This is a genomic window from Nocardia sp. NPDC056564 (assembly GCF_042793755.1).
Classification (GTDB): Bacteria; Actinomycetota; Actinomycetes; order Mycobacteriales; family Mycobacteriaceae; genus Nocardia.
Map to the genome: position 1 here is coordinate 15,765 of NZ_JBHTUR010000017.1, position 12,209 is coordinate 27,973.

Genomic DNA, 12,209 nt, shown 5'->3' on the forward strand with positions numbered 1-12,209 from the left:
GCGGTCACAGCTTTACCAACGTCCTGCTGTACTGCGGGATCAGCCGGATCTTGCCCGCGCTACCGAAATCGATGGTGACCGTGGCCAGTGGGCCGAAGCCCTCTGCGGCGACCACCTTGCCGAGGCCGTACTTGTCGTCGCTCACCCGGTCGCCCACGGCGAGAACGAGATTGGCGTTGTTCCTGGCGGGCGCGCCGCCGGGGGCCGGACGACGTCCGCGCTCGCTGCGGATGCCCGGGCGCTGCTCGGCCCACCCGTCGCCGCGGGTCCAATCGCGTTCCATGCGGTCGTCGTCACCGCGCCTGCGGATGCCGCGGGTCGCCGCGGAACCGGTCGGCTCCAGCCGGCGCCAGTCGATCAGGTGATCCGGAATCTCTTGCAGGAAGCGGGATTCCGGATTCGATACCGGCTGGCCCCAGCCGGATCGCACCACCGCGCGGGTCAGGTACAGCCGCTTCCTGGCCCGGGTGATGCCGACGTAGGCGAGCCGGCGTTCCTCGGCCAGCTCGGTCGGATCGCCGAGCGCGCGCATGTGCGGGAACTGCCCGTCCTCCCAGCCGGTGACGAACACGACCGGGAACTCCAGCCCCTTGGCGGTGTGCAGGGTCATCATGGTCACCACACCGGTGCCCTCGTCCGGGATCTGATCGGTGTCGGCCACCAGCGAGACCCGCTCCAGGAACGCGGCGAGCGAGCCGGGATCCGGTTCACCCTCGGCCGCCTCCGGCACCAGCCCCTCTTCCCTGGCCGCCTCCGCGTTGTTGTGCGCTTCGGAACTGAATTCCCTTGCGACGCTGACCAGTTCGTTCAGATTGTCCAGACGCGCGCCGTCCTGCGGGTCGTCGGACGCCTCCAGCTCGGCCCGGTACCCGGTGCGCTCCAGCACCGCGTCGACCACATTGCCGACGTCGGGGAAGTCCAGATCTTCCTGGACGCCCGCCGCCCGGATCTCGTCCAGCAGATCGAGGAATCCGGCGATCTGCCGCTGCGCCCGGGTGTTCAGCAGCGCGACCTTGCCGTCGGCCGCGTCCCGCAGCGCCGCGGCGAAACCGATTCCCCGCTGCTCGGCGTGCACCGCCACACAGGCCTCGGCCCGGTCGCCGATGCCGCGGCGCGGCGTGTTCAGGATCCGGCGCACGCTCACCGCGTCCTCGGGGTTCTCCAGCACCCGCAGGTAGGCGACGATGTCGCGCACCTCCTTGCGCTCGTAGAACCGGACGCCGCCGACCACCTTGTACGGCAGCCCCATCCGGATGAAGATCTCTTCCAGCGCGCGCGAATTGTTGTTGGTCCGGTAGAACACCGCGACGTCGCCGTAGTTGGCCTCGCCCTGGTCGACCAGCTTGTCGATCTCCCGCGCCACGAACGAGGCCTCGTCGTGCTCGTTGTCCGCGACGTAGCCGGTGATCAGGTCGCCCTCGCCGGAATCGGTCCACAGCTTCTTGTCCCGCCGGTTCTCGTTGCGCGAGATCACCGCGTTGGCGGCGGACAGGATGTGCTGGGTGGAGCGGTAGTTCTGTTCCAGCAGAATGGTTTCCGCGTCCGGGAAGTCGCGCTCGAACTCCTCGATATTGCGGATGGTGGCGCCGCGGAAGGCGTAGATGGACTGATCCGCGTCGCCGACCACGCACAGCTCGCTCGGCGGCGCCTGATCCTCGGTCTGCTCTTCCCGATGATGACCGACCAGCTCGCGCACCAGCACGTACTGCGCGTGGTTGGTGTCCTGGTATTCGTCGACCAGCACGTGCCGGAACCGGCGCCGGTAGTACTCGGCGACCTGCGGATGCTGTTGCAGCAGCGCCACCGTCTCGCCGATCAGATCGTCGAAGTCCAGCGCGTTCGCCGCGCGCAGCCGCCGCTGATACTCGGTGTAGACGCGGGCCACCAGGCCCGGCAGTTCGGTTTCGTCGGACTCGGCATCCGCGACCGCCTGTTGCGGCCCGATCAGCTCGTTCTTCAGATTCGAGATCGCGGTGGACAGCAGCCGCGCGGTGTATTTCTTCGTATCGATGTCCAGGTCGCGACTGATCATCGTGAGCAGTCGCCGCGAATCATCGGCATCGTAGATGGAGAAATTCGAATTCAGGCCGGGCAACAGGGCGGCTTGCATGCGCAGGATGCGCACACAACTGGAGTGGAATGTGGATACCCACATGTTGTTCGCCCGCGGACCGACCAGTCCGCTCACCCGCTCCCGCATCTCCGCAGCAGCCTTGTTGGTGAACGTGATCGCGAGAATCTGCCCCGGGGTCACGCCGCGCGCGGCGAGCAGGTAGGCGATGCGGCGGGTGAGCACCGCGGTCTTGCCCGAACCGGCGCCGGCCACGATGAGCAGCGGTGCGCCACTGTGCACAACGGCGGCACGCTGCTGCGGGTTCAGGCCGTCGAGCAGTTGCTCGGCTTCCGCGGCGCGCCGACGCTCCCGTTCGACACGCCGTTGTTCGAGTTCGGTGGCGGACGGCGGCGGCTCAGGGACAGCGGCCCGCTGGGGTTCCCGCACCGCACGCACCTCCTCCACAGGCTTGTCCGCTGCATCGGCGTTACCACCGGTGACCTGCGGGTTTTGCATCGAATCCGGCTGCAGGGCGCGACCGGCCTGCGTCTTGGGAGCCACCGTGATGTCCATCGCCCATCCACGCTACCGGCGCGCACCGACAGAGTTGAAGCCCCGGGTAGTCTCCATGACAGATCGGCACCGCTCCGGTGAACGCGGGGCGAACTCGCCAGGTGGGCGCCGCGCGGAAACCGCGCCCGTCTTCTCAGCAGATTCACAAAACGAAATGTTTTGCATACCTACTGACCCGTGGCAGACTGGCGACATGATGAGTGCCCGCGCGATACATCCGTTTCGGTTAACGACCGGATATCGTGATCGCGGCCCCTCTATCTGAGCGCACCATCCTGGGGGACAATTCGATGGCCCTACCAGGTCTGTTTCACGGTGAAAGAACCGATCGGTAACGAGCCGGGCTCACCCGCCGATCCATGTTCTGACACGAGGAGATGAATGATGAGCACCCCCGCCACGACGACCGGGTCCGATTCGGCGTTGCCGCAGAGCGACGCGGAGATCGACAAGCTCCGTAAGGAGATCGACCGCCTCGATGCCGAGATCCTCGCCGCCATCAAGCGCCGCACGGAGGTCTCCCGGATCATCGGTCGTACCCGCATGGCCTCTGGCGGGCCCCGCCTCGTGCACAACCGCGAGATGAAGGTGCTGGAGCGATTCAGCGAACTGGGCCAGGAAGGCCACACGCTCGCGATGCTCCTGCTGCGCCTCGGCCGCGGCCGCCTCGGCCACTGACGGCCCCTCCCCCTGTCTGCCGCTGGACGCGGCCATAGACCCATGCGGCACTGAGAACGACAACCGCATCCCCAAGGCCGCCCCGGGTGTTCATCACCCCGGGGCGGTCGTTTCGTCTCCGCCTCAGCTCAGCTGAGCGCGATGTACTTGGTGGAGAGGTATTCCTCGATGCCCTCGGTGCCGCCTTCCCGCCCGAAGCCGGAGGCCTTGACGCCGCCGAAAGGCGCTGCGGGGTCGGAGATTACGCCGCGGTTGACGCCGACCATGCCGGATTCCAGCCCCTCGGCGACGCGCAGCGCGCGGTCCAGGTCACGGGTGTAGACGTAGCTGACCAGACCGAATTCGGTGTCGTTCGCCGCGGCGATGCCCTCCTCCTCGGTGGCGAAGCCGACAATCGGCGCGACCGGGCCGAACACCTCTTCGCACAGGATCCTGGCCTGCGCGGGCACCTCGCTGAGGATGGTGGCCGGATAGAACCAGCCGGGCCCACCGGGAGCCTTGCCGCCGAGGCGGACCTTGGCCCCGACCGAGACCGCGTCCTCGACCAGCTCACTGACGATGTTGAGCTGCTCCTCGCTGATCAGCGGGCCCAGCGTGGTGCCGGCATCGGTGCCGGGGCCGAGGACCACGCTGTTCGACATCGCCTCGACGAACTTGCCGGTGAACTCCTCCAGCACCCCGTTCTGCACGTGGAACCGGTTGGCCGCGGTGCACGCCTCGCCGCCGTTGCGCAGCTTGGCCAGCATCGCGCCCTGCACGGCCGCGTCGATATCGGCGTCGTCGAACACCACGAACGGCGCGTTCCCGCCCAGCTCCATCGACGTGCGCAGCAGCCCGTTCGCCGACTTCTCCACGAGTTTCTTGCCGACCTCGGTGGAGCCGGTGAAGGTCAGCTTGCGCAGCCGCGGATCGTCGAGCAGCGGCTGGGTCACCGCGCCGGAATGGCTCGAGGTGATCACCGAGAGCACCCCGTCGGGCAGTCCGGCCTCGCCGCACAGCTTGGCCAGCAGCAGCATGGTCAGCGGGGTCGCGGAGGCGGGCTTGACGATCATCGTGCAGCCTGCCGCCAGCGCGGGACCGATCTTGCGGGTACCCATCGCCAGGGGGAAGTTCCAGGGGGTGATCGCCAGGCACGGCCCGACCGGCTGCTTGTGCACCATGATCCGGCCGGTGCCGGACGGGGCGTGCAGGTAGCGCCCGTGCACCCGGACGGCCTCCTCGCTGAACCAGCGGAAGAACTCCGCGCCGTACTTCACCTCGTTGCGGCTCTCCGGCAGCGCCTTGCCCATTTCCAGGGTCATCAGCAGCGCGAATTCCTCGGCCCGCGCGGTGATCTGTTCGAAGACGGCGCGCAGGATCTCGCCGCGCTCACGCGACGGGCGCGCGGCCCAGTCGGCCTGCACCGCGACGGCCGCGTCCAGCGCGCGCACCGCGTCTTCGGGGGTCGCGTCGGCGACCTCGGTCAGCACCTCCCCGGTGGCCGGGTTGTGCACCGGGAAGGTGCCACCACCGGTGGCGGCCACCGGCCCACCGATCCATAGCTGCGTCGGGACGGATTCGAGAACTTCGCGTTCGGACACCATGAGTGCCAGCGTAGGCCGCGTCGCGCCGGTTCTCACCGAGTCCGCGGGGGTGTTTGCCGTGCGCGGCGCTCCGGCGGTGAGTAACCTCGGCGAGCGTGAGCAGCGACATCACCGCGACGGCGGCCTGGCGGAAACTGCACGAGCACTTCGACGCGATCGCGGGGCGGCACCTGCGCGAGTTGTTCGCCGACGATCCGTCGCGCGGCCGTGCACTGACCCTCGACGTGGCGGATCTGCACATCGATTACAGCAAGCACCGCGTCACCAGGGAAACCCTGGATCTGCTCGTCGAATTGGCGCGCGAGGCGAAGGTCGCCGAGCGCAGGGACGCGATGTACCGGGGCGAGCACATCAACACCTCGGAGGACCGCGCGGTCGCGCACATCGCGTTGCGCGCGCCCGCGGGCGAGCCGGTGCTGGTGGACGGCGTCGACGCGAGCGCCCAGGTGCACGAGGTGCTGGCGCGGATGGGTGAGTTCACCGACGCCCTGCGCTCCGGCGAATGGCGCGGCGCCACCGGCGAACGCATCAGCACCGTGGTCAACATCGGCATCGGCGGCTCCGATCTCGGGCCGGTGATGGTCTACCAGGCGCTGCGCCACTACGTCGACGCAGGCATCAGCGCCCGGTTCGTCTCCAATGTCGACCCGGCCGACCTGGTCGCCAAGCTCGACGGACTCGACCCTGCCACAACGCTTTTCATCGTCGCCTCGAAAACCTTCTCCACTCTGGAGACCTTGACCAACGCGACCGCCGCCCGGCGCTGGCTGGTCGGTGCGCTCGGCGAGGACGCGGTGGCCAAGCACTTCGTCGCCGTCTCGACCAACGCCGAGAAGGTGGCCGAGTTCGGCATCGACACGGCCAACATGTTCGGCTTCTGGGACTGGGTCGGCGGGCGCTATTCGGTGGATTCCGCGATCGGCCTCTCGGTGATGGCCACCATCGGGCGGGAACGCTTCGCCGAGTTCCTCGCCGGAATGCACGCCGTGGACGAGCATTTCGCGAACGCGCCGCTCGAGGCGAACGCGCCGGTGCTGCTCGGTCTGCTCGGCGTCTGGTACTCCAACTTCTTCGGCGCGGAATCCCGTGCGGTGCTGCCCTATTCGAACGACCTGGCCCGCTTCCCGGCCTACCTGCAGCAGCTGACGATGGAGTCGAACGGCAAGTCGGTGCGCGCCGACGGCAGCCCGGTCACCACCTCCACCGGCGAAATCTTCTGGGGCGAGCCGGGAACCAACGGCCAGCACGCCTTCTATCAACTGCTGCACCAGGGCACCCGGCTCATCCCGGCGGACTTCATCGGCTTCGCCCGTCCCACCGACGATCTGCCCACCCGCGACGGCACCGGCAGCATGCACGATCTGCTGATGAGCAACCTGTTCGCGCAGACGAAGGTGCTCGCGTTCGGCAAGACCGCCGAGGAGATCGCCGCCGAGGGCACCGACCCGAAGGTGGTGCCGCACAAGGTGATGCCGGGCAACCGGCCGAGCACCACGATCCTCGCGCCGCTGCTCACGCCGTCGGTCGTCGGTCAGTTGATCGCGCTCTATGAGCATCAGGTGTTCGTCGAGGGCACCATCTGGGGTATCGACAGCTTCGATCAGTGGGGTGTGGAACTCGGCAAGCAGCAGGCGCTGGCCCTGGCCCCGCTGCTGACCTCCGCCGAAGAGCCTGAGCCACAGGGAGATTCGTCCACCGACGCGCTCATCCGCTGGTACCGCGCGAAGAAGTAGCCGCTCAGCGCCGCACCTCGTAGCGCCGGCCGCGCTGACGCAGCACCAGATCGGCACGCGCCTTGGTGGCGTCGATCAGGTCGGCGTTGCGCAGATCGCTCTCGTGCACCTTCCTCCGGGCGGCCGCCGGCGTGCGACCGCCGCGAATGTGACGGCGCAGCAAACGGCGCTCGAGCAGTTCGCGTGCCGCGTCCAGGTACCAGCATTCGTCCAGTAGTTTGCGCACCGCCGACCATTCCCGGTCGCCGATATCGTCGAGCAGCAGATAGTTTCCCTCGGTGAGCACGATCGTCTGCCGCTCGAAGACCAGGCCCGCGGGGATCGGATCGGGCACGGCGCGGTCGAAGACCGGCCACGGCACCGGCTCACCGATCGGCGCATCCCGGAGCCTGCGCAGGTTGGCGAGGAAGGCCGCGGTATCGAAGGTGTCCGGTTCCCCTTTGCGCGCAAGGCTTCCCGCGGCGTCCAACTGCGCGTTCGTCAGGTGATAGCCGTCCATCGGCGCGATCTCGGCGATCGGCGACTCGGCATTGAGCGCATCGCGCAACCGCACCGACAGGGTGGACTTCCCCGCCCCCGGCGGCCCGACGATGCCGAGCAGATAGCGGCCGTCGCGGCCGGCCGCGTGCTCGCGCACCCGCCGGACCAGCGCGCTCAACGATGTTTCGGCGTACGCCCCGTCCATCGAAGTCACTGTACTGCCGGGTCGCACGGCGAGGACCGGCACGCCGGACCCATGCGAATCGCGCACACCGCGTATGCCGGATCCTCGCTTGTGACACCGATGAGTCGCTCATAGCGTCGACCGGGTGAGTGCGATCGAGAACGAGAAACTGCTGGAGCACATCTTCGAGCAGATGGCCGCGGGCAACACCGCCGCGTTGGGCGAGGCGATGGCGGAGGAGTTCCGCTGGGTATTCCCCGGCGACTGGTCGTGGAGTGGCGTCTGGGAATCGAAAGCCGTTGTGCTGAACGGGCTCCTGCGACCGCTGATGGCCCAGTTCACCGAATACCGGGTCGCCGCGGACTTCGTCGTCGCGGCGGCGGAACGCGTCGTCGTGCAGGCCCGCGGGCACGGCGTCACCACGCGCGGCGAGCGATACGACCAAACCTACTGCTTCATTTTCCGGGTAACCGACGGGCAATTGACCGAGGTGATCGAACATTGCGATACCGCGCTCGTCGAACGAGTGCTGGACCGAATCGCGCCCTGACCCGAAATGGCGTCTCACCGGGCCCGTGAATGAGCCCGGTGAGACGTCCGGTATCTAGATAGTGATAGTTAGTCGCGAGTCGCCAGTTGCGGCAGCTTGGTCGCCTTGGTGGCATTGGCCACCTGGACGCAGTCAGCGGCCGTGGTGCCCGCGGTGTTGTTCCGGACATTGGTGTTGCACGCGTTCTTCAGCGCGCTGGACAATGCGCCGTAGTTGGAATTGGACGACAGCAGGGTCTGCGTGGTCCAGTACAGCGCGGCGGTCTTGGTGATGCCGAGCCCGGTGACGGTCACGCCGTTGAGGGTGCCACCGTCGGTGATGAGCGACGCGGTGCGGTTGCCCACCCCGCTGTTGGTGTGGACGCCGCCGCTGTCGCCGCTACCGGAGTACCAGTAGGTGCCGCGGTAGGTGTCGGGATCCTGGTACGCGTTCGGGTTCTTCATGTCCCGGATCACGCCGATCGAGCTGCACACGCCGAGCTTCCACCGGTTGGCCGGGGTGTTGCAGGTGTTGGCGGTGTCGACCAGGAAGGTGAGCTCGCCGAACACATCGGACATTGACTCGTTGATCGCGCCGGGCTCGTTGCGGTAGACCAGACCGTTGGTGTTCTGGGTGACGCCGTGGGTGAGCTCGTGCGCGGTGATGTCCTCGGTGGTCAGACCCGAACCGTAGGCCATGTAGCTGCCGGACCAGAAGGCGTTCTGGTACGGGCACTCGGTGGTGGTGCAGAGCCGGACGGTGGCGCGCAGCGCCTTACCCTTGCCGTCTCCGGTGTCGGAGCCGATCAGGTTGGTCAGGTTCGCCACCTTGGTGTACTGGGCGTAGAACCGCTCGGTGTTGCCCAGGTAGTCGTAGATCTTGTCGACGTCCGCGATTCCGCTGGCCGGCTGCCCTTCCGACCTGGTGGAGCGGATGCTGCCGGTGCCGCAGCCGGCCCGGTTGGGGTCGATGCGCCGGTTCGCGTTGTCACACACGACCCGGTTGAGGTGCTTGGTCTCGCTCCAGCTGTCGAGCACCTTGCCGGTGCTGTTCGCGTCGACGAAGACGACCCAGGTCGCGGGCTCGCCCTTCTTGTCGGCGCTCAGGCCGGTGATGTCGACTTTGAAGGCCGGGACCGCGGTGCTCTGCGCCTCGTCCTTGGCGGCCAGCTTCGAGTCGTACCAGTAGGCCTTCGTCTCGGTGACGGAGAGCTGGTCCGGCGCGGCTTTGCTCTGCTCGGCGACCTTCTTCAGCGCGGTCGCCTGCACCGCGGCCGAGGGGGCCGTGCTGGAGTACTTGCCCTGCGACTTCTTCGACAGCGAGCCGGTCACGGAGAGGAGCGAACCGTCGGCGGCCAGCGACTGGGCCGCCGAGGCGCCGAACACCGGTACCTTGTCGATCTCCTGGCGCAACCGGACTGTGGACCCCTCACCGACCTGGAACACAGACTCCACGACCAGGTTGCCCGCGGTATCGCCATTGCCGCCGAGCGCCTTCTGCACACCGTTCGCGTGCGCCTGCGCCGCGGCCGGCGCCTCGGCAGCCGTTCCCGCCGGCGTCTTGATCGGCTCCTTCGGGACCACCTGCTGAACGGAACCCTGCTGATCCGTCGTCACCTCTTTCGGCACGGAGGAAAGGTCGGAACCCGAGGGTGCGGATGGACTGGTCGGCGGCGCTCCGCTGGCCCCTGGGCCGGACGCGAAGATCATTGCCCCGACAGCAATTATCGCAAAGGCGGTATTTCGACCCGCCCGTTTATGTGTGGGTTTCATGACCAAGTAGAACCACATACGAGCGGCCAACTCGACTGGAGACGAGACTGGGGAAAGGCGGTGAATAGCCCAGTAATCCATTGGCTATCGGTGCAATGTGCTCTTAAAATGTTATGCGCGAATATCTTACGAATTCGCGGACAATGCGCAAAGCGGGGAGTTACCCGCAGTGCAATTGCGTCGATCCGCCGCAGCGGCGGACGTACGCATGCCTAACATCTTCAGGGAGAACACATTTCGACACCGTATGCCGATCCCCATCCACGCCTTCATGATCGCGGACGAGATCGACGATATCGGTCGCGATTCCTCCAGAACTCCTGTAACCCAGTCTATTTCGAATCAAACGAAGCTCAGACCAACGCCCGTTCCAGGATGGCACCGGTATCGACACCGGTCGGCAGGGTGCCGAACGCGATGCCCCAATCGTCACCGAGCCTGGTCGCGCAGAACGCGTCCGCGACCGCCGGATGGCCATGCCGAACCAGTTGCGCCCCTTGTAATACCAGAGCCATGAGCTCGACGATCCGGCGCGCGCGGAACTCGATGTCGCTGAGGTCGGACAGTTCCTTGCCGACCCGGGCGATGGCGTCGTCCAGCCGCGGATTCGCGCCCCTGGCCAGCGACACCTCGTTGAAGTAGGCCTCGACCGTCTCCGGCTGACGACCCATGGCGCGCAACGCGTCCAGCGCCGCGACATTGCCGGAGCCTTCCCAGATCGACATCAGCGGGGCCTCCCGATAGAGCCGCGGCATGCCCGACTCCTCGGCATAACCGTTGCCGCCGAAGCACTCCAGGGCCTCCGCCGCGTGCGCGGGCGCCCGCTTGCACACCCAATACTTGGTCACCGCCAACGCGATTCGCCGCAGCGCCGCCTCGGCGGGATCCCGGCTCGCCCGGTCGGTGGCGCCGGCCAGCCGCATCATCACGGTGGTCGCGGCGTCGGACTCGATCACCAAGTCCGCCAGCACGTTACGCATCGCCGGTTGATCGATCAGCTTGGCGCCGAACGCTTCTCGATGCCGCGCGTGGTGCGCGGCGAACACCACGCCGGTGCGCATGCCGGTGGCCGAGCCGATCACGCAGTCCAGCCTGGTCATGTTCACCATCTCGATGATGGTCTTCACCCCGGCGCCCTCCGCGCCGACCAGCCAGCCGGTGGCGTTCTCGTACTCGATCTCCGAGGAGGCGTTGGACTTGTTGCCCAGCTTGTCCTTGAGCCGTTGGATGCGGATGGGGTTGCGCGTGCCGTCCGGCAGCACCCTGGTCAGCAGGAAGCAGGACAGTCCGCCGGGGGCCTGGGCCAGCGTCAGGAACATGTCCGACATGGGCGCCGAGGTGAACCACTTGTGCCCCACGATCCGGTACGAGCCGTCGGGTTGCGGTGTCGCCGTGGTGGTATTGGCGCGGACATCGGAGCCGCCCTGCTTCTCGGTCATCGACATGCCCGCGATCAAGCCGGCCTTCGACGCGGGCGCACGCAGGCCGAAGTCGTACACCCGGGAGCCGAGCAGCGGCTCGTACTTCGCCGAGAGTTCCCGGTTGTGCCGCAACGCGGGCACCACGGCGTAGGTCATGGAGATGGGACACATGTGGCCGGCCTCGACGGCGCCCCAGGTGAAGAACTTCGCCGCGCGGGCGACGTGCGCACCCGGCCGGTCGTCCAACCAGGGGGAACCGTGCAGGCCATGGGACACCGCGACATTCATCAGGTCGTGCCAGTGCGGGTGGAACTCGACCTCGTCGATGCGATGGCCGTAGCGGTCGTGCGTGCGCAGCACCGGCGGGTACTCGTTGGCGATCCGCCCCCACTCCTGCGCCGCGGAACCGCCTGCGAGCACACCGAGTTCGCGCACCTCGGCCTCGGCCCAGCCCGCACCCTCGCGGTGCAGTCCCTCGATCAGCGCCGGATTGCGCGCGACATCGAACGGCGCGATGTCGGGGACCTGGTTGAAGACTTCATGCGTCTGCATCGGATACTCCTGATTCCGGCCGAGCGGTCGCGCTCGACTGCACGCCGAGCGCGCGCAGGGCGAAGGTAATGAGTTCGGGGACAACGGATTCCCCGTGCGGTGCCGAGGCGAGCGGGCCGACCAGCACCTCGCCGATCGCGCCGACCAGCGCGGCCGCGCTCATGCGGGCGTCCTGCGCGGGCAGCTCACCACACGAAACGCCCTCCGCGACCGCCGATTCGAAGGCTTCGGCGAAGGCGCGGCGGAAGTGCAGGCGTTCCGCGTCGACCACGGTGTCCACCGGCTCGACGAGCAGCACATAGGCGAGCTTCGGATTCTTCAGCGCACGCCCGGCGAAGGTCTCCACCGCGGCGGTCACCCGTTCGATCGCGGTGCCGTCGGCGCTCGCGGCGGCGACGGCGGCAACCTCCCTGGCGACCACCTTGCGGAACACCGCGGTGATCAGTTCGGTCTTGCCCGCGAAGTTCTTGTAGACGGTTCCGGTGGCCACGCCCGCCGCCGCGGCGACGGCCGCCATGGACAGCCCGGCGTAGCCCGCGCTGGACAACACCTTGGTCGCGGCCTGCACGATCAGCCCCGCCTGCGCGTCCAGGCGGGCCTGCACTGCGGGGGTTCTGCGGTAGACCACCCAAGAAGTGAACCATGAATTCA

At 67.6% G+C, this 12,209-nt stretch carries 9 protein-coding genes; 3 read left to right on the forward strand and 6 right to left on the reverse strand.

Annotation, left to right across the window (positions count from 1 at the left end; all coding sequences use genetic code 11):
- Positions 1–4 precede the first annotated feature (4 nt).
- Complete coding sequence (gene pcrA / locus ACFQ9K_RS32955) at positions 5–2,626, reverse strand: DNA helicase PcrA (RefSeq protein WP_378723162.1); 2,622 nt, start codon at positions 2,624–2,626, stop codon at positions 5–7.
- 384 nt (positions 2,627–3,010) lie between these two features.
- On the opposite strand from pcrA, the gene ACFQ9K_RS32960 reads away from it, so the two are divergent.
- Positions 3,011–3,304 carry a chorismate mutase gene (locus tag ACFQ9K_RS32960; protein ID WP_378723176.1) on the forward strand — a complete coding sequence of 98 codons (294 nt, stop codon included), beginning with the start codon at positions 3,011–3,013 and terminating at the stop codon, positions 3,302–3,304.
- A 128-nt stretch (positions 3,305–3,432) separates the two neighbouring features.
- Here the strand turns inward: ACFQ9K_RS32960 and ACFQ9K_RS32965 are convergent, their stop codons facing one another.
- A complete protein-coding gene (locus tag ACFQ9K_RS32965; RefSeq protein WP_378723161.1) occupies positions 3,433–4,887 on the reverse strand; it encodes an NAD-dependent succinate-semialdehyde dehydrogenase in 1,455 nt (484 codons plus the stop codon).
- 95 nt (positions 4,888–4,982) lie between these two features.
- On the opposite strand from ACFQ9K_RS32965, the gene pgi reads away from it, so the two are divergent.
- Complete coding sequence (pgi, locus tag ACFQ9K_RS32970; RefSeq protein WP_378723159.1) at positions 4,983–6,620, forward strand: glucose-6-phosphate isomerase; 1,638 nt, start codon at positions 4,983–4,985, stop codon at positions 6,618–6,620.
- Between the two features lie 4 nt (positions 6,621–6,624).
- On the opposite strand, the gene ACFQ9K_RS32975 is transcribed toward pgi, so the two are convergent.
- A complete protein-coding gene (locus tag ACFQ9K_RS32975) occupies positions 6,625–7,305 on the reverse strand; it encodes a nucleoside/nucleotide kinase family protein (RefSeq protein WP_378723157.1) in 681 nt (226 codons plus the stop codon).
- Between the two features lie 124 nt (positions 7,306–7,429).
- Between ACFQ9K_RS32975 and ACFQ9K_RS32980 the strand changes: the two genes are divergently transcribed.
- Positions 7,430–7,834 (forward strand): nuclear transport factor 2 family protein, encoded by a 405-nt coding sequence (locus ACFQ9K_RS32980; RefSeq protein ID WP_378723156.1) that lies wholly within the window; start codon positions 7,430–7,432, stop codon positions 7,832–7,834.
- Between the two features lie 68 nt (positions 7,835–7,902).
- Here the strand turns inward: ACFQ9K_RS32980 and ACFQ9K_RS32985 are convergent, their stop codons facing one another.
- From ACFQ9K_RS32985 to ACFQ9K_RS32995, 3 genes are all read right to left on the reverse strand, one after another.
- A complete protein-coding gene (locus ACFQ9K_RS32985) occupies positions 7,903–9,441 on the reverse strand; it encodes a M4 family metallopeptidase (protein ID WP_378984017.1) in 1,539 nt (512 codons plus the stop codon).
- Between the two features lie 497 nt (positions 9,442–9,938).
- Complete coding sequence (locus ACFQ9K_RS32990; protein WP_378717446.1) at positions 9,939–11,558, reverse strand: acyl-CoA dehydrogenase family protein; 1,620 nt, start codon at positions 11,556–11,558, stop codon at positions 9,939–9,941.
- Positions 11,545–12,186, reverse strand: a complete 642-nt coding sequence (locus ACFQ9K_RS32995) for a TetR/AcrR family transcriptional regulator (protein WP_378717443.1) — start codon at positions 12,184–12,186, stop codon at positions 11,545–11,547. The genes ACFQ9K_RS32990 and ACFQ9K_RS32995 overlap by 14 nt, the downstream gene beginning before the upstream one ends.
- Positions 12,187–12,209: the final 23 nt, after the last annotated feature.